The following is a 22,066-nucleotide window of genomic DNA, read 5'->3' as shown; positions in this document are numbered from 1 at the left end:
GCGGCGCCATCGCCGCCCCGTTGTTGCTCCCGGGATGGCAGTGCGCGGTTGATGCGGCGGTTGTGGCGGAGAAGATCGTGATGCTACGATGGGCCTGCGAAGGGAGGGCGCCATGAGGGCTCTCAAGCCGCTGCTCGCGCTCGGGGCGATGGTCCTGTGTGCGTCCTGCTCGGTCCTGGGGCCGTCCGGTCCCGCTCGCACGTACGCCATGGGATTCTCGGACTTCCCGTACGCCTTCACGACGCAGGCCGTCTACGACACCTGGAGCACCATCCATGGCGACGGCGATCTCATCGTGCTGCACTTCGACGGCGGCGTGCCGTGGCAGGAGGCGCTCGACGGGACGCCCTACGCGGCCGGCTTCGAGAGCGATCTGGCCTTCGCCGCCTCGCAGCTTCTGTCCTCCCACGTCGTCTACGTCGCGGTGACGCCCCTCTCGCCTTCCCGTGACGGCCTCGCGCTCCGTCGCGGAGGCGCGGCGAACGAGCCGCTCCCCGCCCCCTGGAGCTCGTACGCGTTCGACGCCCCCGAGGTCATCACGGCGTTCACGGCGTACTGCGAGGACATGATCGACCGCTTCGACCCCGACTACTTCGCCTGCGGCATCGAGGCAAACGTGCTCGCCGCGCTCGCGCCGCAGAAGTGGAGCGCGTTCGTCACGCTCGTCTCCGAGGTCTACCAGAACCTCAAGGCGGGCCACCCCGACCTGCCGGTGTTCCTCACGCTCCAGGCGGACACCTACCACGCCTCGCCGGGCATTCAGGCCAACGCCATCGCGGCGGTGCTGCCGTGGACGGACATGGTAGCCGTCTCCGGCTACCCATTCACCGCGCCGCTCGAGAACCCGCGTTTCCTGCGCGGCGACTACTTCTCGGCCCTGTCGGCGCTCGCGCCGGCGAAGCCGTTCGCCGTCGCGGAGACCGGATGGCCGGCGGAGCCCGTGGGCCCGCCGGCGTGGTACAGCATCGCCGCCGATGAGGAGACCCAGCTCAACTACCTCGAGCGTGTGATCGAGGACTGCGAGATGCTCGGCGCGAGGTTCCTGGTGTGGTTCTTCGCGAGGGACTTCGACGACGCGTGGCAGTCGGACCTGCAGTACCAGTCCAACGCCGCGACCATTCGGTTCTGGCGCGACACGGGGCTCCGCGCGGGCAACGGCGCGGCGCGCCAGGCGCTCGGGCTGTGGTACGTCAACCTCGGACGGGCGTTCACGGGGGTGTGACGCACGGCCGGCTCGGGCCGCCTCTCACTCCCCCTCTTCCGGCAGGTCAACCGGGAAGACCGGGATCTCGAACTTCACCGGCGTCTCGGTGATGCGGCTCGCCGCGCCGTCGCCGTGCGCGACGAGGACCATCTCCATGTTCTCGGCCACCAGCCGCACGACCTGGTAGGGGCCGACCTCCGACGCAAGCCACATCTCGCCTGTGGCATCGCCGTCCTGCGCGGCCCCCACGTGCCGGGTCTTGAACGTGCCGGCGGGGACGGTGACGGTCTCGACCCCCAGCTCGGTGAGCGCGGTCTCCGGCATCGGCTGTTCCTCGTCCGCGCCGGCGAGGAGCGTGTCGACGGGCAGCTCCATCGCGGGCTCGCCGCCGCCCTTGATGATCATCCTGAGGATCCGCGGCTGGTCCAGGGGGTCGCCCTCCACGAGCATCTTCGTGATGACCTCGCCCTCGTCGCCCATCGCGGTGGCCATCTCGTACCAGAAGGCGTCGCCCTCCTGCCCCACGATGGCGAAGCGGATGGTCGCGGACTCCTCGCCGGCCGAGGTCGTCTTGTACTCGGCCCAAGCGCCGACGACCGGCGTGAACCCGAGGCCGATGCCCGGCCCCGGCCCGCCCATGAACCCGAATCCGTGGGCGGCCGACGCACACATCACAAGGACGAGCGCCGTAACGCAGATGTGATGCCTCATCGTGTCTCTCCTCCGGATGTCCTCGCGCTGCGTCAGCGAAGCAGCACGATCTTCCCCTCTGCCTTCCACTCCGGCCCCGTGGCCCTGCAGAGATAGACCCCGGCCGCGGCGGGCCTGCCCCGCGCGTCCCTGCCGTCCCAGACGACCTCGTGCTCCCCCGGCCCGAACGGGCCGCGCGCCAGCTCGCGCACCAGCCGCCCGCGCACGTCGTACACGGAGAGCGCGACCTCCGCCTGTGCGGGCAGGAAGAACCCGACGACGGCTGTGCCCCTCGTCGGGTTCGGCCGGCTCTGACGCAGCGCGGGCGCGGCCGGGCGCGGGGGCCCCTCCGGCGCGCCATCGGCTACGCCGGTGCCAACCCGCCGCCATACGAAGTACTCCTGCCGCTCGACGTGGCCGTTGCCGTCGCCCGCAGGCGCCTGCGTCGCGAGCGCGCCGCCGTCCGGCGAGGCGTAGGCCGCCGCCGCGACGAGCACCGAGTCCGGAAGCGCGCCGAAGAGCGCCGCGAGGTCGAGCGTGCCCTCGAGGTACGCTCCGCTCGCCTTGACGGCTGAGGGCGAGTTGAACACGGCCTCCGACGCGTTGAACCAGCCGCACCAGTTGTTGTTGTCCTCGTTGCCGAGGAAGTGGTCCCAGCCCGCCACGGTGCCCGCCTTCGCCCACGGGGCCGCCCGCGAGCCGGACGGATCGAGGTCCACGAGCACGAAGTGGTCGAGGCCCGTCGTCGCCGCGACGCCCTGGGTCGCGACGTAGAGCCAGGCGCCGTCGAAGCCGACGTAGAGCGACAGGTTCGGCCCGCTCGCCGCGAGTTCGGCGCCCGCGTCGAGCTGCCCGTCCATCACGAACCCGGGCCCCGTCGCCCCGCTCACGGTCACGTGCCAGTCGGCGCCGCCGTTGTTGTCCCAGCGGCCCGCGCCGTCGGTGAAGACGAAGTCCACCGACGTCGCGTTCGCCGGGACGGTGTACGAGTACCTCCACGCGTCCGCGCCCGCATCCCAGGTCATCGCCGGGTCGGGCGAGACGATCCCCTGCCACCCGCTGTGCCCGATGTGGATGCGCGTCGGGTTCGTCCCGGACGGCAGCACGCCGCGGCAGCCGAGGTCGTAGAAGACGGTGAGCGTCCCTCCGGCCTCAGGCGCCGTCGGCTCCCACCACACGCACGGGTCCGAGCCGCCCCCGCCGCTTCCGACCCACACGTGCTGGATCGGCGAGCGCTTCACGTGGCCGAGCGAGTCCGTCGCCTCGACGTAGTAGTCAATGAGCACGTCCGCAAAGCCTGTCATGTGCGCCGTGTACTGGTCGGCGATGTACTGGGGCATCACGGTAAAGCTGACGCCCGGGTCGCCCCAGACGTTGCCGGCGGGGAAGCTCCTCCGGACCATCGCAACCGACTGCCACGGCCCGACGCCCGGCCCACCGGCGTAGGTCTCGTTCACGTCGGTGGACATCGGGTTCACGCCGTCGTCGTCGAGCCGGTACGTGAGGACCGCCGATGCCACGCCGGAGACGTCGTACACGAAGGTCCAGACGTGGAAGTCCTGCGTCATGAGGGCGCCGCTCCCGCCCGGATAGCCCCACAGCGACCCGCCGCCGTATCCACCCGGGTTCCACGGCAGCCGCTGCGGGACCCAGATCGTCGGGGCCACCGTGTCGGTCCCTCCGGCGATCACCGGGTCGGCGTACGAGACGGCGTTGTTGCACGCAAGCGTCGGCTTGATCTCGAAGTCGAGCGCGGAGCCGTAGTACATGTACCCGCTCTCGTAGCCGGCGAGCAGGAAGTGCCAGGCCTTCTCGGCGTTCGACGCGCCGAGCGACGGCCTCTGGATCTTCGCCGGGGCCGCGCTGCCGGCGATGGCCTCGGCCGTCTCGACCCGGTTCTGCGCGGCCGTGAGAACGGCCCAGTTCCGCTCGTCGAGCGCCCACCCGTTCGGGATGTCGAACGCCCCGCTCGCGTCGTGGAGCGGCCAGTTCCAGTTGATGAACTGCGGGCTCCCGAAGTCGCCGTCGGCGTTCACCCAGCCGCCGTCCTCGACGTGAACGACGTCGGACCACTCGACGGGATGGTCGGCAAGGTACTGCGCCACGGTGGTCGGCTCGTAGCCCTGTGCCACGGCGGCATGCGAGAACGACGAGACGTTCTCGTACCAGTACGAGTACCCCCCCGACCAGGCGTTGTCGCCGTCGTGGGCGAAGAGGACGAGCATGGGGCGCGCGGGGTCGTTGTACGACGCCATGGCGTCGATCTCGCCAGTGCCGTACATGCCGTACCCCTCGTTCCACGAGAGCGCGTTCGCCGCCGGGACGACGACGATGCGCGACTCCTCCCCCGTCGAGGGGTCCACGTAGCGCGCGTAGTGAGGGCGGAACCCGTACGGCGGCGGCACCTTCACGGTGACGCCGCGGGAGATGTAGATGCCGTAGTAGTATGGCTGCGCCGGGTTGATCTGGTCCGCACGGTTCGGAGGGTCGCAGTTGTCCTGGTTCGCGTTGTAGGGGTAGTTCGCGCAGGCCCTCGCGATGTGGATGTCGGGCACGATGGACCACTCGATGCCCTCCTCCGCGAGGACCGGGATGAGCCGCTCGGAGAAGCACATCTCGGCCGGGAAGAACCCGAGCGAGAAGTTCGAGTCGCCCCACGCCTGCGGGTGCACCGCCTTCTGGACCTGGATCTCCTTGCGGAAGGCGTTCTCGTCCATGAGCGGGTTGATGGCGTGGTGATGCCCGACGAGGACGATGTCGCAGCGCGTGCGACCGCCCGAGGTCGTCCAGCCGCGCGCCTCGCGGTACTTCGCGTACCAGTTCGGCGCGTAGAGCCCGCCCATCCACCCGTTGGCCGCGAGGCTCGTGATGTTCTCGATGAGGCTCCCGGCGAAGCTCACCTGCGCGCCGGCGTCCGGGATGTCGAGGATCGAGTGCAGGGCGTCGCGCGGGTACCACTGGTAGTCGCCCACGCGATCGGCCTTGGAGAAGATCTCCGTCTCGTCGCTCTCCGAGTGCCCGAGCACGATGGTCTCGTAGGCCTTCTCGTAGGCGTTTCCCTCCCACGCTGAGAGGTCGGGCCAGTAGATGGGCTGGTGCATGTGCCAGAGGTAGGTGGTGTGGATGGGGGCCGCGCAAGAGACCACGACCCAGGCGAGGACCACCAGGGCCGCGGCGAGAGCGACGGCCGGTGGCCGTGCTGCCAACGCCGTGGACGCTGTACGGTTCGAGCTGCCACCCATGCTGTCCACTCTACCATGCTTGGGCGGACCCCCGAAGCGGGCTGTCCGCCCCATTCTGTCGGCAGCCCCGCCAGACAGGCGCCTGTGTGCGGCCGTTCATTGACACACGGCACAGAATATGCTATGCTGCCTCTGTAGGTGTATGCCGTTGCCACGGAGGACCGGAGGTAAGTCACATGCGATCGAGTGTGGGGCTCGTTCTGGCGCTGACCGCGGCGTGCGTCTCGCTGTGCGCGGCGCCGGCGGCCGCCGACCCCGTCAGGGTCTGGGGCACGTGCTCGGCTGTCGTGCCGGACGACCCGGAGTACCGGGACAGGTGGGAGTACACGATCGACCTCGGATGGGACACCACGGGGTGGGAGCCCGAGCACATCGAGCACGTGGTGCTCTTCACGGGCCTCTGTTCGTGCCCCTGCATCGGTGAGCCGTCGTACTTCGCCTTCCCCTTCACGAGCGGCACGGGGACGGGGACCGGCGGCGTCACGACGCGCTACTACTACTCGGGCCACTTCTTCCAGGGAGACTCCCAGCGCCTCGCGGACGCGTGCTCTGTCGTGGCGTTCAACTACATCGACACGAGCTCCCAGCTGCACGCCTCGGGCCGTGCCGCGTTCCGGTTCATCTCCAAGGCGAGGCCCGGCGATTACGTGTCGCGCCCGGATGGCATCGCGATCATCGCGGGGCCCCACGAGGCGCGGGGCGAGATCACCGGGGTCTTCCCGTCCTGCGACTGCGGGAACACGCCGGTGCAGTCCGGAACCTGGGGAGTGATCAAGTCGATCTTCAGGTAGGTCCACGAAGGACCTTCGCCAGGCCGGGGCGGCGAGAGCGGGAGCTACTCGCCGCTTCGGTGTCTTACGATCCCGCCCTCGACCATGTAGATGACGTCCTCCGCGAGGTGTCGGCGCGGTGCTAGAAGTCGAACTGCATCCGCGTCGCGAGCGCCGTCGCCTTCCCCACCTCCTCGCCGTCCTGGTCGGTCACGGTGGCCATGACGTAGTTGGCCATGACCTTGGCGTAGGACGAGAGGTACCAGCTCAGGCCGAAGGTGATGTTGTCCATTCTGCCGCCGGCCACGCCCGCGTTTTCGCCGTTGAGGTCGAGGCGCGAGTACCGCGCCAGTACCTCCCACGCGCCCCATCCCCCGCCGTCGAGAAGTTCCCGCGTCACCTTCGTCCTGTCGAACGACGTCCCCTTGTAGCCGCGCGACTCGCCGGTCAGGAAGTACCCGGCCTGCACAGAGTAGCCCGAGAAGCCCGCGTCGTCCTGAAGCGCCGCGCGCCCGGTCGCTGTGCCGTCCCCTTCGCGGGCCTTCACGTTCGCCATGAGGTGCTCGCCCTGGAAGTGCGCCGGGCCGACGACCCCGCCGATCTCGAGGCCGACCATTCGAGCCGACTCCGCGTCCATCGAGCCGGTGTCCACGAAGTAGTCCGCCTGGTGCAACTCGGGACGCGCACGGAACCTGACGGCGTCGCCCTTCGGGTCCCACACGATCCCGGAGACCGCGAGATGCACGAGCCTCCTGCCTCCGTCCTGGTTGACCAGAAGCCCCGTGAGGCGACCCGCGACGCTCCCACCCTCGCCCGACCCCTCGGCCTCGGCGACGTCGTTGACGTCACGGAACGCGCCGAGCTCGGCCGTGACGCGGCCGTCGGCGAACGAGTTCCACACCATGAGGCCCGTGTTCCTGCCGGGCGCGAAGGCCATGCACGAGCCACTCTCGAGGAACGACAGGTTCTTCGTGCTGACGATGTTGTCGAGGCCGGCGGGCACGACCCAGTGCCCCACGCGCACGTGCCCGACACCGGGGACCCCGAACGCCTCAAGATAGACGTCCTTGACGCCGACCTCTCCGCCCGCAACGTCGTAGTCGGCCTTGAACCGGAGGTGCGATCCGAGTCTGCCCTTCGCGGACACGTACGCGCTGCGAACCTCGGTGGCGTCCTCCGAGGACACGCCGAGCGCTTCGTCCACCTCGCCCCAGACGGTCCAGTCCTGGATGAACCGTCCTCCGACCTCAAGGTCCTGCACTCCCGCCACCGCGGGCGCGGCCTGAAGGACCACCAGCCATGCGGCGAGCAGACCGACGACGGTCCTGCACCTCATCACTCCCTCCTTCCTGGCCCGGGGATCCGAACGGTGAACGTGCTGCCGTGACCCGGCGCGCGTGAGCCTCGCGTGAGGATCTCGCGAGCGACGCGGTGATGCTAGCCGAGCCTCGCCGAGGGAACAAGCGCCGAGGTGTCGCGCCGCGCCCACCCCGTGGCTTCCTCTCAAGCGCGCGGGCCGCCCCCCGAAGGAAGCGGCCCGCCGCCCACGATCGCCCGCACACAGCGCGGGGCCGCCGCCCCACGCCCGTCCGCCGCGCTCTAGTACATGTCCTCGCCGCCGCCCGGCGGCATCGCCGGCGGCCTCTTCTTCGGCTCGGGCTTGTCGGTCAGGATGGCCTCGGTGGTGAGCAGGAGACTCGCCACGCTCGAGGCGTTCTGGAGCGCCGTCCGCACGACCTTGGTCGGGTCGACGATCCCCGCCTTGATGAGGTCGGTGTACTGGTGGACGTCGGCGTTGTAGCCGAAGGACACGCTCTGGTTCGAACGGACCTGCTCGACGACGATCGAGCCCTCGGCGCCCGCGTTCGCCGCGATCTGCCGGATCGGCGCCTCGAGCGCCTTCACCACGATCTCGATGCCGGTGCGCGCGTCGCCGTCCTTCTCCTTGATGGCCTTCACCGCGGTCGCCGCGCGGAGCAACGCCACGCCGCCGCCCACCACGATCCCCTCCTCCACCGCGGCCCGCGTGGCATGCAGCGCGTCCTCGACGCGCGCCTTCTTCTCCTTCATGGCGCTCTCGGTCGCCGCGCCGACGTGCACGACCGCCACGCCGCCGGCCAGGCGCGCCAGACGCTCCTGGAGCTTCTCCTTGTCGTAGTCCGAGGTGGAGTGCTCGATCTCAGCGCGGATCTGCTCGATCCTGCCCTTGATGTCGGCCTTCTTGCCCGCGCCCTCGATGATCGTCGTGTTCTCCTTGTCGACCACGATGCGCTTGGCGCGGCCGAGGTCCTGGAGCGTGGTGTTCTCGAGCTTGAGACCCTTCTCCTCGGCGATGACCGTGCCGCCCGTGAGCGCCGCGACGTCCTCGAGCATCGCCTTCCGGCGGTCGCCGAAGCCGGGCGCCTTCACGGCCACGCACTGGATGGTGCCGCGGAGCTTGTTCACGACGAGCGTCGCCAGGGCCTCGCCCTCGACGTCCTCGGCCACGAGAAGGAACGGCCGGCCGGTCTGGGCGATCCGCTCGAGCACCGGCACGAGGTCCTTCATCGCGGAGATCTTCTTGTCGTGGATGAGGATGTACGCGTCCTCCACGACGGCCTCCATGCGCTCGGCGTCGGTGACGAAGTAGGGCGACAGGTACCCGCGGTCGAACTGCATGCCCTCGACGACCTCGAGCGAGGTCTCGATGCTCTTCGCCTCCTCGACCGTGATGACGCCGTCCCGGCCCACCTTCTCCATCGCGTCCGCGAGGAGGCTTCCGATCTCCGAGTCGTTGTTCGAGGAGACCGTCGCGACCTGCGCGATTTCCTTGCGGTCCTTGATCGGGTGGCTCATCTTCTTGAGCTCGGCGATCGCCGCGTCCACGGCCTTCTCGATGCCCCGCTTGAGGCGCATCGGGTTGGCGCCCGCGGTCACGTTGCGGAGTCCCTGCGCGACCATGGACTGCGCGAGCACGATCGCCGTCGTCGTCCCGTCGCCGGCCACGTCCGCCGTCTTCGTGGCGACTTCCTTGAGCATCTGGGCCCCCATGTTCTCGTAGGGGTCCTCAAGCTCGATCTCCTTCGCGATCGTGACGCCGTCGTTCGTGATGATCGGCGAGCCGTACTTCTTGTCCAGCACGACGTTCCGGCCCCTCGGGCCGAGCGTGACGCGGACGGCGTCGGCGAGCTTGTCCACGCCGCGCCTCAGGTGCTCCCGTGCTGCGGAATCGAACTCGACCTGCTTTGCCATGCTGCTCTCCCTCACCTCGTCCAGGGCCCGCGTCTAGAGAACCGCCAGAATGTCGTCGTCCTTCATGAAGAGGTACTCGTCGCCGTCGATCGTGATCTCGCTGCCGGACCACTTGCCGAAGAGGATCTCGTCGCCGACCTTCACCTCGACCTTGATGCGCTCGCCCTCGTCGGTGAGGCGGCCCGGGCCGACGGCCACGATCTTGCCGCGCTGGGGCTTCTCCTTCGCGGTGTCCGGCACGATGATCCCGCCCGCCGTCTTCTGCATCTCCTCCTCGAGCCTCTTGACCAGCACGCGGTTGCTCAGGGGCCTGATGTTGAGCTTCTTCGCCGCCATCGCTCCCTCCCTCTTGTGGGTGTGTCCCTCGTTCCTTCTCGCCCGCCGCCTCCCGCCCGCGGGACGGCGCGCCGGGCTAGCACTCGAAAAGCCGGACTGCTAATCTATGCGAGGCCCTCGGGGTGCGCAAGTGGTATTTGCCCCGGGCCCCTCGTCATCCCTTGACACGTTCATGGATGAGAGCGAGCCCGCGCAGGGTGAGGTCTGGCTCGACGATGTCGATCGCCTCCGTGAGCGGGGCGATGCGCTCGGCCAGGCCGCCCGTCGCGACGACGGTCGGCTCGGCGCCCCACTCCTCGGCGATCCTGCGCACGATCTCGTTCACCTGGCCGGCGGCCCCGATGAGGATCCCCGACCGGAGCGACTCCTCCGTCGAGCGCCCGATGGCCACCTCGGGCGGGTCCAGCGCCACGCCGTGCAGGAGAGCGGCCTTCCTGAAGAGCGTCTCGGCGGAGGTCAGGAGCCCGGGGGCGATCGCGCCGCCAAGGTAGCGGCGGTCGGCCGAGACGACGTCGAACGTGGTCGCCGTGCCGAAGTCCACGACGATCGCGTCGCCGTCCACGACGCTCAGCGCCCCGACCGCGTTCGCGAGCCGATCGGGACCAACCTCGCGGGGATCGCGGTAGTCGATCGCGATGCCGAGGTCCAGGTCGGGCCCCACGACCACGGGCTCCACACCGCCCACGTCCTCGAGCATCGCGACGAACGACGCCGTGAGCGCGGGAACGACCGAGCAGACGATGGCACCGGAGATCGCCGACAGATCGATGCCGGACTGCCTGCAGAGCTGACGGAGGACCATCCCGTGCTCGTCCGCTGTGCGCGCCGCGTCGCTCGTGATGCGCCAGCGCCGCCGGATCGCTCCGGCGTCAACCACCCCGATGACGACGTTCGTGTTCCCCACGTCGATCGCGAGCAGCATCTCACCCGCTCCCTTCCGTCTCGAGCGTAAGGCTCAAGTCCAGCGCGGGCGCGGAGTGCGTGACCGCGCCCACGGAGATGAAGTCCGGCCGGAGCGACGCGAGCGCCCGCACGTTCTCGAGGCTCACGCCGCCCGAGATCTCAATCTCGGGCGGCCGCGGGGCGGCGCGCGCGGCGCGGACCGCGTCGCGCATGTCCGCCTCGGACATGTTGTCGAGCATCACGCGGTCCGCGCCGGCCGCGAGTGCCTCGCGGAGGCCGTCGAGCGTCGTCACCTCCACCTCGACCGCAAGGTCAGGCCGGGCCGCCTTGACGCGCTCGACGGCCCGCGCGACGCCGCCCGCGGCCGCGATGTGGTTGTCCTTCACGAGGGCCATGTCCCACAGGCCCATCCGGTGGTTCGCACCACCGCCGAGCGCCACGGCCCGCTTCTCGAGCGCGCGCATCCCTGGAGCGGTCTTCCGCGTGTCGAGGAGCCGCGCCCCCGTGCCCTCGAGCGCCGCGGCGTACCGCGACGCCGCCGTCGCGATGCCAGACAGCCGCTGGAGGAAGTTGAGGGCCGTGCGCTCGCCCGTGAGGATCGCGCGCGCCCGCCCCCTCACGGTCGCCACGACCGCCCCGGCGGCCACGCGCGCTCCCTCGGCGACGCGCGCCCCGAAGACGATGTCCCCGTCGAGCTCCCGGAACACCGCCTCGGCGACGTCGAGCCCCGCGATCACGCCCGCGGCCTTGGCGACGATCGCCGCCCGACCGACCGCGCCCGCGGCCACGGTCGCGTCGGTCGTGACGTCGCCCGCCCCGACGTCCTCGGCGAGCGCGCGCCGGACCAGGTCCAGCGTCCCGGCATCGAGCGTCGTCATCGCGCGGGCCTCCCCTTCCGGCCCTTCCCCGGCCCGTGCAGCACGCCCTTCGCCGCCATGCTGCCCCTGGCCGTCCCGTGCGCCTGCGGCCTCGGCCGCGGACCGCCCTCGCCCGGCTGCCGCTCGCCGCTCCAGAGGTCGGACATCTTGATCTCGTCGATGCGGTCGCGCAGGCTCGCGGCCTTCTCGAACTCGAGGCGCGCCGCGGCGTTCATCATCTGCTCCTCGAGCACCGCGATCATCTCGCCACGCGAGAGCCCCGGGTCGAGCTGGATGAGCTCCACGTCGCGCCGGACGTCCGTCTTCGCGTCGGCCACCGCCGTCGCCCGCATGATCTCGTCGACGGACTTCACGATGCTCCTAGGCTCGATGCCGTGCTTCTCGTTGTACGCAAGCTGCAGGACCCGTCGCCGCTCCGTCTCGGCGATCGCCCGCTCCATCGAGCCCGTGATGGTGTCGGCGTAGAGGATGACACGGCCGCAGAGGTTGCGCGCCGCGCGCCCCGCGGTCTGGATGAGCGACGTGTCCGAGCGCAGGAACCCCTCCTTGTCGGCGTCGAGCACGGCGACGAGCGACACCTCCGGGAGATCGAGCCCCTCGCGGAGGAGGTTGATGCCGACGAGCACGTCGAACTCGCCAAGCCGAAGCCCGCGGATGATCTCGACGCGCTCGAGCGCGTCGATGTCCGAGTGGAGGTAGCGCACGCGGACGCCGAGCCCATGCAGATAGTCCGTGAGGTCCTCGGACATGCGCTTCGTCAGCGTCGTCGCGAGGACGCGCCCGCCCTTCTCGACCTCGCGCCGGATCTCCTCGAGGAGGTCGTCCACCTGGCCCGTCACCGGGCGCACGACGATCTCGGGGTCCACGAGGCCGGTCGGTCTGATGACCTGCTCGACGACCACTCCCTGACACTTCTCAAGCTCGTAGTCGCCCGGCGTGGCCGACACGAAGACGACCTGCCGCATGAACTCCTCGAACTCGTCGAACGTGAGCGGCCGGTTGTCCAGGGCCGACGGAAGCCGGAACCCGTACTTGACGAGCGTCTCCTTGCGCGACCGGTCCCCGCGGAACATCCCGCGGACCTGCGGCACGGCGACGTGCGACTCGTCGATGAACAGGAGGAAGTCGTCCGGGAAGTAGTCGAGGAGCACCTCCGGGCGCGCGCCCTCCTCCCGCCCGGCCAGGTGCCGCGAGTAGTTCTCGATGCCGGAGCAGTATCCCATCTCGCGCAGCATCTCAATGTCGAACCGCGTGCGCGTCTCGATCCTCTGCGCCTCGAGGAGCTTGCCCTCCGCCCTGAACGCCGCGAGCTGCCCCTCAAGCTCCTCCTCGATGCGCCCGACCGCCCGGTCGATGTTCTCCTGCGTGGTCACGAAGTGCTTCGCCGGGTAGATCGAGATCGCGTCCATCTCCTCGAGCGTCTTCCGCGTGACGAGGTCGATCACGGACAGCCGCGCGACCTCGTCGCCCGCGAGCTCGATGCGGATCGCCCGCTCCTCGTACGACGGCCGCACCTCGATGACGTCGCCTCGCACCCGGAAGGTCCCGCGCGCGAAGTCCACGTCGTTCCGGTCGTACTGGATGTCCACGAGCCGACGCAGCACCTCGTCGCGGTCCACGCGCGCGCCGACGGACAGCGCGACCAGCATCGAGCGGTACGCCTCCGGCGAGCCGAGGCCGTAGATGCACGAGACGGACGCGACGATGACGACGTCCCGCCGCTCGAGGAGCGACGCGGTCGCCTTGAGGCGCAGGCGGTCGATCTCCTCGTTGACGTCGGCGTCCTTCTCGATGTACGTGTCCGTGACCGGGACGTAGGCCTCGGGCTGGTAGTAGTCGTAGTAGCTCACGAAGTACTCGACGGCGTTCTCGGGAAAGAACGCGCGGAACTCGGCGAAGAGCTGCGCCGCGAGGGTCTTGTTGTGCGACATGACGAGCGCGGGGCGGTCGAACGCCGCGATGACGCTCGCCATCGTGAAGGTCTTGCCCGAGCCGGTGACGCCGAGGAGCGTCTGCCAGCGGTCGCCCCGCCGGACGCCCTCGACGAGGTCCGCGATGGCCCTGCCCTGGTCGCCCTGCGGCTGGAACCCCGACACGAGTCTGAAGGGCCGCGCCATCGCCCCCACCGCCCTACCGGGACATCCCGTTCTCGTTGACCACGAGGTCCTCGACCACGCGCGGGCCCGTTCCCGCCGTGCCCAGGTACTCGCCGTTCAGGTAGAGGTCCACGCCCCCGCCGTTCCCGACGTCGAGGACGAACTCGCGGTCGGCCTGCCACGTGTGGCGCTCGCCGACCTCGAGCGTGACGTCGCCCTGCGACGTGCCGTCCGCGACCACGCGCACCCACGTGCGCTGCTTCGCCGCGGCGGTGAGCGAGAGCTTCTGCCAGACGATGGCCGTGTCGCGCAAAGCGGCGCCGGGCGCCTCCTGCGCGGGGGCCGCCGGCTCCGGCGGGCTCGCCGCGCGGCGGGCCAGCCCGATCCCCACCGCGATCAGGACGGCGGCGCCCACGACCGCCACGACGACCCACAGCGCCCGCTTCGACGTCGTCCGTCGCTTCTGGGCGCGCTGCATCTCCACGGCGTCCCACTCGTCGGGCTCCGCGGTCTCCTGCTGCTGCGTGAAGCGAAGGTACCTGTCGAGCACGGTCTGCTCATCGAGGCCGAGATACCGCGCGTACGCCCGGATGTGGCTCTTGACGTAGACCAGCGCAGGGAGCGCGTTGTACCTGTCGTCCTCGAGCGCCTCGATCGTGCCCGCGGTCATCCGCGTGACCTTGGCGACCTCTTCGACCGTCTTCCCCTGGGATTCCCTCGCCTTCCTCAGGAGCTCGCCCACGGACTCCATGCTCTACTCCTGGTACCGCACCGTGTACCTGAGGACCGCCTCCCCGCCTGCCTTCGCGGGCACCGAGAACTCGACCCGGTAGGCCTCCTTCTTCACGTGCTCGTGCGTCGCGCTCGTGATCGTCCAGAACCCGTACGGGTGCTCGACGACGCGCACGACGACGTCCTCCTTCTTGTGGTTCCTGATGACGATCTCCCAGTCCTCCTCGCGGACGCGGCCCGAGATCCTCCGCGCGTCGGTCTGCTTTCGCTCGGCCTTCACGTCGAACGCGTTGCCGAGGTACAGGCTCACGTTCTCGTCCACCGGCGTGTGCCCGATGCGGTCCTCTCCGATGAACTGCAGGGCCCTCGTCGAGTCTTCCTTGTACATGCGCACGGTGCCGGCGGGAAGCGGACGGCCGATCCCCGACGCCTTCGAGTTCGGGAACTCGAGGAGCACGCGCACGTCGCCGCCCTTCCACGCGTCCAGTTCGAGCACCTTGGCGACGGCGACGCCGGTGCTCGGGAAGAACGCGAGCTGTTTGATCTCGCGGTCCGCGACGGTCGCCGGCGTGTCCAGCTTGTAGAGGTGGTACTCGAAGAGCTCCTCGCTCCTGAACTCGGGTGCCGCAGCAGGCGCCTCGACCATGTCCGCCTTCGCCAAGCGCCGCCCGTCCAGCGGCGTCGGCGCCCGGTGCACGTCGCCGGCCACGAGGTCGAGCTGCGCGTTCTCGTACGTCGCGCCCGAGCGGTTGTCCACGGACACCCACGCCGCGAGGTCAACGCGTCGGTCGTCGCTGGACACCACCCCCACGTACTCCGCGTGCCAGCTGACGCCCCCCGTCAGGTACGTCACCTCGACCTTCCGCGGCCCCGCGCTCGCCGCGCCGATCTTCCACACGAGCGACGGCCGCGAGATGAGGCCGGCGGGCAGGCTCGGAAAGCGGACGTACGTGAGCTTGTCGCGGTTGAGCGTGACGATGGGGCCGCTCCCCTTCCCCTGATCGAGCACGATGCCGCTCTGGTCGAAGCTCACGAGCCGCCCCGCGAAGAGGTCGGCGTCGTCGGTCACGACGTCGATGTCCTTCTCGAGGTACTTGTCGAGGATGGCCCAGGGGCTGGCCAGGTCGAACCGGTAGTTCTGCTCCCACACCGACGCCTCTCCGCCGCTCAGCACGCGGAAGTGCACGCTCGTCGGGTCGATGCGCGCGGCCACGTCCGGGAAGCGGACCTCCTGGGCGCCCTTCTCGAGCGCGATCGTCCTGGCGTCCTTCACGAGGGCGAGGTCGGTGTTGTACACGGTCAGCGCCGTCTCCTGTTGCGCGACGGCGCCCGCGGCGAGGCCGATGACGGCGCCGAGCGCGGCGAGAACACAGAACATCGCTCTCACGGCACAACCTCCTTCGGTGGTGGGACTCACGGCATCGCGGTGAGCAGAAGGCCGACCGCCCCGACCGCCCAGCAGTAGTACGAGAACCGGTGAACACGGCCCGCGGAGATCGCCTTCACGAAGACGGCGATCGCCGGCAGCGCGCACACGAAGGCCACGACCGCTCCGGCGACCTCGGCGGGCGGCGGCGCCGCGCCGGCGCGGAACGCGTCGCTCAGGTTCACCGCCGCCGCGCCCACGATGATGGGAACGGACAGCAGGAAGGAGAACTCCGCCGCCCGCCTGCGGTCGAGACCCCCGAGCAGCCCCGCCGAGACGGTCGCGCCCGAGCGCGAGAGCCCCGGCAGCACGGCGGCCGCCTGAGCGACACCGACGACGAGCGCGTCGCGCCAGGTCTCGGCGCTTCGCCCGCGGCCCGTCACGAGCCGCGTGCTCCACAGAACGAACCCCGTGACGATCAGGAGCCCGGACACGAGCCGGACGTCATCGAAGGCCTGCTCGACGCGGGACTCGAACAGATAGCCTACCACAGCCGCGGGCACGGTACCGAGCGCCAGATGGAACCCCAGCCGCGCGTCGGCGGCTTGGGCGGCGGACCAGCGGCGCGCGCCCCGGACGTGCCGGAACGGCCACGCCGCCAGCGCCCCGAGGACCGCGGCGACGCGCCGCCGGAAGAGGGCCACGACGGCCACCGCGGTCGCGAGGTGCACAAGCACCTCGAACCTGACGCCGGGGGTCGTGACGCCGAGCAGCCGCTGCGCCAGGGCAAGATGCCCGGAGCTCGACACCGGAAGGAACTCGGTGAGGCCCTGGAGCACTCCGAGCAGGATGCCCTCGAGAACGGTCATGTTCGGGGAGCCCTCTCCGTCACCACACGACGCCAAGCACGAACGCCAGCAGCCCGAGCGCCATCACGCACTTGAGCAGGAGCGAGGCGCGACCGGCAGCCTCGCGATCCGCTCTGCCGGCCGTCCGCACGAGCGCGAGGACCAGGAGCGCGTCGATCACCACCAGCGCGGCCGCGTAACCCCAGCCGAAGGTCCGGGCAGCGAACGGCACGACCGCCGCGCCCATGAGGGCCACCATCACGATCCTCGAAAGCCCCATCGCCCGCTTCGACCCCAGCGCCACCGCGATGGTCCGCACACCGGTCGCGGCGTCCCCCTCGACGTCCTCGACATCCTTCGCGATCTCCCTTGCCAGGTGCGCGAGGAACGCCAACCCGAGCGGCACCACGGTCGGTCCCGCCCTCCCCTGCGAGATGCCTCCCATGAGAAGCGGCGAGGCGGCCACCGCGGCGACGAGCGCGTTCGACGCGAGCGGCACGCGCTTGAGCTCCACGGAGTAGAGGGCCGTGAGGACCACCCACGCCGCCGCGAGCGCGCCCGCCCACGCCGAGAGCGCGAGCGCCAGGCCGAGCGCGGCCGCGTATCCGGCGAACGCCAGCGCGACCGCCGGCCGCACGCCGACCGCGCCCGACGGGATGGGCCGTCCCGGCCTGTTCACGGCATCGGCCGCGCGGTCGAGAACGTCGTTGAGCGCGTTCGCGCCCGCCGTCGCGGCGAAGGCCGAGAGGGCTGCCACGAGCGCAGGCGCGAGGTCCGGCGGCCTGCGCGACACCACGGCGCCCACGACGACCGCGCACGCGGCGATCAGGCCGTTCGCGGGCCGCGCGAGCCTGACGAGAGCGCGCGCGTCAGATGCGGAAGCCGATCCCGGCGCGGACCTCCCACCCATGGTCGTCCTCCGGGCCGTGATCCCGGTTCCTCACGAAGACCCCCGCGGCCGACAGGAACGCGCGGAGCCCATCCAGGTTCTCGTACGAGCACTCCACGCCGACGCGGTCCGTCGTCTCCACGACGCCCGACGGGAACGACGGGTCCGGATCGGAGCCCTGCTCGAACGGCTCGACGATCGTCCCTTCGCCCTTCCTCGCCCTGGAGTACGACACGCCGACCGACCACGCCGGCGACGGGTGCGCCGTGACCTCAAGCGTGAGGCGGTCGGCGTCGGGCCCGAGCTCGAATCCCAGGGGCTTTCCGTCCTGCGCGACCGCGTGCCACGGAAGCTGATGCGTGTACGTCCACTTGCGCACGTTGCTGTACTCCGCGGTGATCTCCGCGTCGATGCCGAGCGGCGCGGCGTAGGCGGTGAGGCCGACGGTCGCACCGTACTTGTCCGGATGCCCCGTGGACCTCTCGTACTGCAGATCGTCCACGACGAACTCGCCGTAGAGGTCCAGACCGCGGCGCGGTCGCGCGAGGAAGTCAAGCGCCCAGAGCACGTTGTCGTCGGACCGCTCGTTGTGCTGGGAGAGGTAGAAGGGAACGAGCGGGTTCAGGTACACCGGGTCGGGCATCACCGAGCTGTACACGACCGCCTCGCTGACGGAGATGCTGCCCAGAGCTCCCCGCACCGACACGCGATGGGCGGCCAGGAAGACCCGTTCGTCCTCGCCGAGGCCGTCGCGCGCGTCGGGCGGTCGCTCCAGCAGACCGTGGAGCGCGAGGAACGACCAGGGGCCGACGGTGAACCTCGCCTCGAGCTCGTCCATCGTCGCTGCGGACCCGGAGATCAGAAGCCGGCCCCGCTCGGAGCGCCCCCACGCCGGGTCGCGCCGCCCGACGGCCACCGAGTAGCCGGGCCGCTCGAGCTTGAGGTACGCAAGCTCCGCGGTCGCCGCGACGCCGCGCCAGGTGCGCGCCCGGCTCGACAGCCGCTCCGTCCTCGCCCCCTCCTGCCCCCCGAGCACGACGTCCGCCTCGGAGTAGAACCCGACGGCGTCGCTCACGCCGCCCCAGAGGTCGTACGACACCGTGACCGAGACGTCCGGCCGGCCGTCGTCTGCGTCGTCGTGGAAGGCGGCCCGCTCGTACGACGTGAGCGCGCGCACGCCGAGGCCGACGGCCGCCGCCTCGTCCCGCGCCGAGAATACGGGCGCGTCCACCTCGGCCCTCAGGAACTCGGCCCGCAGCCTGTCGATGGCCCAGGACTCCCGCTCGGTGAGTTCCGCGGCCCGTGACGCCTCGTCGGCGTCCGCCGCGCGCAGCGCGTCCGCGACCGCGGCGCGCGAGACGGGCCGCGTCGTGAGATCGAGATCGAGAACGCCCCGCGAGGCGAGTCGCTCGAGCAGCGGGTAGGCCCAGTGCGACAGGGGCACGTCGGCAGGCGGGCGCGGCGCCGCCGCCAGCGCGACGAGGCAGATGAGCGCGCACAGCGTCACGTTCCTCCGATCCCGGGCGCGCGGCGCCGCGCCCCGCGCCCGGTCGCCGGCCGCGCTCAGCTCACGCGGTCGCCTTGAGCCGGTCCGCCCTGCGGTAGAGGTCCGAAGCCTCGAGGCTGCGGCCCAGCCTGTCGACGACCACCGCGAGCTGGTACGTCGCCGCGTGGTCGCCGGGGTCGCCCTTGAGCGCCGTCCGCAGGCATCGCTCGGCGTCCTCCAGCCTGCCGAGCGCCGCGAGCGCCGCGCCGAGGTGACGGGAGACGCCGGGGCGCTCGCCGGCGAGCACGATCGCGCGCTGGAACTCGGCGACCGCGCGCCCGAAGAGCGCCTTCCTCGACAGCGCCACGCCGAGCTGGAAGTGCGCCTCCGCGCTGTCCGCGGCGTACTTGACGGCGAGCTCGAGTTCGGGAAGCGCGTCGTCCACGTCCCCGAGCCGCAGGAGCGCGGCGCCGAGGTTGAAGCGGGCCTCCCCGCTCGCGCCGTCGATCTCCACGGCCTTCCGGAACTCGGCGACGGCATCGCGAAGCATGCCGCGCTCGCCGTACATGGCGCCGAGATTCAGGTGCCGCACGGCGTTCTCGGGGTCGATCTCGATGGCCCGCTTGAACTCGACGATGGCCTCGTCGGTCCGGCCCATGCGGTCGAGAACGTATCCGAGGTTGGTGTGCGCCTTCGCGCAGGCGGGATCGATCTCGATCGCCTTCCGATACCACGCCTCGCTTTCCTCGTACTCGTCGCGCCGGGCGTGCGTCACGCCGATCCTGTAGTAGGGTTCCGGATCGTCGGGCGCGATCTCGATCGCCCGGCGATGCTCCCTCAGGGCGTCCTCGTGCCGCCCCATGAGATCGTACACGCGGCCCAGGTTGTACCGCGCCGCGGCGCTCGCCGGGTTGGTCCTCGCGGCCCGCTCGAACTCGTGGGCCGCCGGGTCGAGCAAACCGAGCTTCCGGTAGCACACCCCGCACGCCAGCATGGCGTCGACGGCGTTCGGCCGACGCGCGAGGAGCTGCTGGAGGACGACGACGGCGTCCGCGTAACGGCCCTCGTCCATGTACTCAGCCGTCAGGCCCAGGAGCGCCTCGGGCTCGTCCGCCGGCGGTCTCGTCGCGCGGGCGCCCGCGGCCGGCCGTTTCGCTCTCGTCCACATGGCCTCGCCCTCCGGTCGGCGCCCCGTCCCTAGGCGCGCCCCCGCTTCGCAAGCACCTCGCGGACCTTCTGCTTGAGCTCCGTGAGATCGGCCGACTTCACGACGTACGCGTCGGCCATCCACGACGCGAAGTCCTGCTTGTACGTCGAGTAGGCCGAGTTGAGGATCACGGGCAGGTCGCGCCGCTTCTCCATGATCGTCCGCAGGCAGTCGATGCCGTCCATGCCGTCGAGCCGTATGTCGAGGATCACGAGATCGGGCGGCGACTTCGCGATAAGCTTCAGGGCATCCTCGGCGCTCTCCGCGGTATCCACCTCGTAGCCCTCCTGCTTGAGCTCGCTCTCGTAGAGCCGCCGGATGTTCTTCTCGTCGTCCACAACAAGGAGCTTTGTCATCCTGGTCCTCCGGTTCCCTCAGCGCCGTCCGTTCGGCCTCCGTCGGCTCCGGTCCGGCCGTAGAGCTTCCGGTGCTCGAACTCCTGCGTGCTGTGCATGATCGGCAGCGAGATCTCGAACGCCGAGCCCTCTCCCTCGCGGCTCTCGACGGTGATCTCCCCTCCGTGGTTGTCGACGATCCGCTTCGTCACGGCGAGGCCGAGCCCCGACCCGGCCGCGCGCGTCGTGAAGAACGGCACGAACAGCTTGTCGAGGTGCTCCGGCGCGATCCCCGGCCCCGTGTCGCTGATCCGGACGACGATCCACTCGCCTCTCTGGAGCGTCGCGATCGTGAGCCTGCCGCCCTGAGGCATCGACTGGATCGCGTTCGATGTCACGTTGAGGAAGGCCTGCTTGAGCTGGTTGGCGTCGCCCATCGTGATGGGCAGGCCCTCCGCGAGGTCGCCCACGACGCTGATGTGCGACGAGAGGATGCCGTGCGACAGGAGCTTCCGGACGTCCTTGAGGATCTGGTTGATGTCCACGGGGCCCATGACAGGCACGAGGTGCTTCTCGAGCGTGAGCTGCTCCCGGAGGATCTGCTCGAGCCGCGTGACCTCCTCGAGAATGACCTCCGTGAACTCCCTGCGCGGGTCGTCCTCGGTGAGCTGCTCGTGCAGCCGCCGCGCGAAGCCTCCGACCGCGATGAGCGGGTTGCGGATCTCGTGCGCCACGTTGGCGGCCATGTGCCCGATGCCCGTCAGCTGCTCCACCTCTCGGAGCTGCTTCTGGAGCTTCATGCGGTCCGTGATGTCCTTGATGTACTGGATCGCCTGAACCGTCGTGCCGTGTTCGTCCACGACGGGGAACGTGTAGACGTCGACTCCCTTCCTGTGATAGCCGCCGGCCAGCTCCGGCTTCGACACGAGGGCGACGTTCCCCTTCGCGAAGGTCTCGTGGGCGGGGCAGAGCTCGCACGGCTCATCCCCGCGGCAGTAGACCTCGTAGCACGGCCGGCCGACGAGGTCCTGCGGTTCCCTGCCCAGGAAGGACGCCTCGGCCTTGTTCACGGCCACGATGCGGAACTCGCGGTCCACGATGATGAGGCCGTCGGTGATGCCGTCGAAGATGGCCTGCAGCTGGCGTTTGCTCCGCCGGATCTCGCCCTGCAGCTTCGCGGAGCGCCCCGCCGCCGCGCGGGCCACGAGCCACCCCGCCACCGCGCCGGCGGCAAGGCCGACGCCGAGGCAGGGCAGCACCTCCTGAACGCGAATGGCCGTGAAGAGCATCGGGGAACGCCCCAGGCGCTTCGTACCGCATCTCGCCCGCTCGAGGCGGAAGCCGGCCGCGCCGGACCCCCTCCGCCGGCGTCATGGTAGTGCGAGTCCCTGAGGGTGTCAAGGTCGAAGGCCCCCTCGAAGCCGCCGACGCTGCGCGGGACTCGCCGGCACGAAGCGCTTGACATGCGGCGGGCAGAGACGCTATGAGAGGGCAGGTCGCTGAACAAGGGAGGGACCATGCTCAAGCAGTTCAAGGAGTTCGCGCTCCGCGGGAACGTCGTGGACATGGCCGTGGGCATCATCATCGGCGCGGCGTTCGGCGCCATCGTCTCGTCGCTCGTCGCCGACGTCATCATGCCCCCCATCGGTCTTCTGCTCGGCAACGTGGACTTCAGCAACCTCTTCATCGTGCTCAAGGAAGGCGCGACGCAGGGGCCGTACGCGTCGCTGGCCGCCGCGAAGGGCGCAGGAGCCGTGACCCTCAACTACGGCGTCTTCTTCAACGCCATCATCAGCTTCCTCATCGTCGCGTTCTCCGTGTTCCTCCTCATCTCACAGATGAACAGGCTCAAG

Annotated in this window: 19 protein-coding genes; 3 read left to right on the top strand and 16 right to left on the bottom strand. The window is 70.3% G+C overall.

What is annotated here, in order from left to right:
- Positions 1 to 112: 112 nt before the first annotated feature.
- Complete coding sequence (locus FJY74_05195; GenBank protein ID MBM3307701.1) at positions 113 to 1,222, top strand: hypothetical protein; 1,110 nt, start codon at positions 113 to 115, stop codon at positions 1,220 to 1,222.
- A 24-nt stretch (positions 1,223 to 1,246) separates the two neighbouring features.
- Here the strand turns inward: FJY74_05195 and FJY74_05190 are convergent, their stop codons facing one another.
- Together FJY74_05190 and FJY74_05185 are read right to left on the bottom strand one after the other, a co-directional pair.
- Entirely contained in the window at positions 1,247 to 1,915 is a 669-nt protein-coding gene (locus FJY74_05190) for a hypothetical protein (GenBank protein MBM3307700.1), read from the bottom strand.
- 32 nt (positions 1,916 to 1,947) lie between these two features.
- A complete protein-coding gene (locus tag FJY74_05185; protein ID MBM3307699.1) occupies positions 1,948 to 5,058 on the bottom strand; it encodes a hypothetical protein in 3,111 nt (1,036 codons plus the stop codon).
- 254 nt (positions 5,059 to 5,312) lie between these two features.
- On the opposite strand from FJY74_05185, the gene FJY74_05180 reads away from it, so the two are divergent.
- A complete protein-coding gene (locus FJY74_05180; protein MBM3307698.1) occupies positions 5,313 to 5,927 on the top strand; it encodes a hypothetical protein in 615 nt (204 codons plus the stop codon).
- A gap of 121 nt (positions 5,928 to 6,048) precedes the next feature.
- Here the strand turns inward: FJY74_05180 and FJY74_05175 are convergent, their stop codons facing one another.
- The 14 genes from FJY74_05175 to FJY74_05110 all read right to left on the bottom strand — a co-directional run bounded on the left by FJY74_05175 (position 6,049) and on the right by FJY74_05110 (position 21,502).
- Entirely contained in the window at positions 6,049 to 7,242 is a 1,194-nt protein-coding gene (locus FJY74_05175) for a hypothetical protein (protein MBM3307697.1), read from the bottom strand.
- Between the two features lie 263 nt (positions 7,243 to 7,505).
- Positions 7,506 to 9,137, bottom strand: a complete 1,632-nt coding sequence (gene groL / locus FJY74_05170) for a chaperonin GroEL (protein MBM3307696.1) — start codon at positions 9,135 to 9,137, stop codon at positions 7,506 to 7,508.
- 33 nt (positions 9,138 to 9,170) lie between these two features.
- A complete protein-coding gene (gene groES, locus FJY74_05165; GenBank protein MBM3307695.1) occupies positions 9,171 to 9,473 on the bottom strand; it encodes a co-chaperone GroES in 303 nt (100 codons plus the stop codon).
- A gap of 154 nt (positions 9,474 to 9,627) precedes the next feature.
- On the bottom strand, positions 9,628 to 10,395 hold the full coding sequence (locus FJY74_05160; protein MBM3307694.1) for a type III pantothenate kinase: 768 nt from the start codon (positions 10,393 to 10,395) through the stop codon (positions 9,628 to 9,630).
- 1 nt (position 10,396) lies between these two features.
- Positions 10,397 to 11,254, bottom strand: coding sequence for a carboxylating nicotinate-nucleotide diphosphorylase (nadC, locus tag FJY74_05155; protein MBM3307693.1), 858 nt, complete (start codon positions 11,252 to 11,254; stop codon positions 10,397 to 10,399).
- Positions 11,251 to 13,371: an excinuclease ABC subunit UvrB gene (gene uvrB / locus FJY74_05150; GenBank protein MBM3307692.1), complete on the bottom strand. Its 2,121-nt coding sequence runs from the start codon at positions 13,369 to 13,371 to the stop codon at positions 11,251 to 11,253. The genes nadC and uvrB overlap by 4 nt, the downstream gene beginning before the upstream one ends.
- A gap of 13 nt (positions 13,372 to 13,384) precedes the next feature.
- Entirely contained in the window at positions 13,385 to 14,101 is a 717-nt protein-coding gene (locus tag FJY74_05145; protein MBM3307691.1) for a DUF4115 domain-containing protein, read from the bottom strand.
- A 3-nt stretch (positions 14,102 to 14,104) separates the two neighbouring features.
- Complete coding sequence (locus tag FJY74_05140; GenBank protein MBM3307690.1) at positions 14,105 to 15,469, bottom strand: DUF4139 domain-containing protein; 1,365 nt, start codon at positions 15,467 to 15,469, stop codon at positions 14,105 to 14,107.
- A gap of 26 nt (positions 15,470 to 15,495) precedes the next feature.
- The gene (locus FJY74_05135; GenBank protein MBM3307689.1) at positions 15,496 to 16,317 is read right to left on the bottom strand and encodes an undecaprenyl-diphosphate phosphatase; all 822 of its coding nucleotides are present in this window, start codon (positions 16,315 to 16,317) and stop codon (positions 15,496 to 15,498) included.
- 19 nt (positions 16,318 to 16,336) lie between these two features.
- The gene (locus FJY74_05130) at positions 16,337 to 17,206 is read right to left on the bottom strand and encodes a UbiA family prenyltransferase (GenBank protein ID MBM3307688.1); all 870 of its coding nucleotides are present in this window, start codon (positions 17,204 to 17,206) and stop codon (positions 16,337 to 16,339) included.
- Entirely contained in the window at positions 17,166 to 18,692 is a 1,527-nt protein-coding gene (locus FJY74_05125) for a hypothetical protein (protein MBM3307687.1), read from the bottom strand. The genes FJY74_05130 and FJY74_05125 overlap by 41 nt, the downstream gene beginning before the upstream one ends.
- A 61-nt stretch (positions 18,693 to 18,753) precedes the next feature.
- Entirely contained in the window at positions 18,754 to 19,839 is a 1,086-nt protein-coding gene (locus tag FJY74_05120) for a tetratricopeptide repeat protein (GenBank protein MBM3307686.1), read from the bottom strand.
- A 29-nt stretch (positions 19,840 to 19,868) separates the two neighbouring features.
- A complete protein-coding gene (locus tag FJY74_05115; protein MBM3307685.1) occupies positions 19,869 to 20,234 on the bottom strand; it encodes a response regulator in 366 nt (121 codons plus the stop codon).
- Positions 20,231 to 21,502 carry a PAS domain-containing protein gene (locus tag FJY74_05110; GenBank protein MBM3307684.1) on the bottom strand — a complete coding sequence of 424 codons (1,272 nt, stop codon included), beginning with the start codon at positions 21,500 to 21,502 and terminating at the stop codon, positions 20,231 to 20,233. The genes FJY74_05115 and FJY74_05110 overlap by 4 nt, the downstream gene beginning before the upstream one ends.
- Before the next feature lie 228 nt (positions 21,503 to 21,730).
- On the opposite strand from FJY74_05110, the gene mscL reads away from it, so the two are divergent.
- On the top strand, positions 21,731 to 22,066 hold a 336-nt coding region (mscL, locus tag FJY74_05105), incomplete at its 3' end, for a large conductance mechanosensitive channel protein MscL (GenBank protein ID MBM3307683.1).

The sequence above is a fragment of the Candidatus Effluviviaceae Genus I sp. genome (assembly GCA_016867725.1).
In the GTDB taxonomy this organism is placed as follows: domain Bacteria; phylum Joyebacterota; class Joyebacteria; order Joyebacterales; family Joyebacteraceae; genus VGIX01.
Note: the sequence above shows the minus strand (reverse complement) of the source record. Positions and strands in the feature narration are given on the sequence as shown.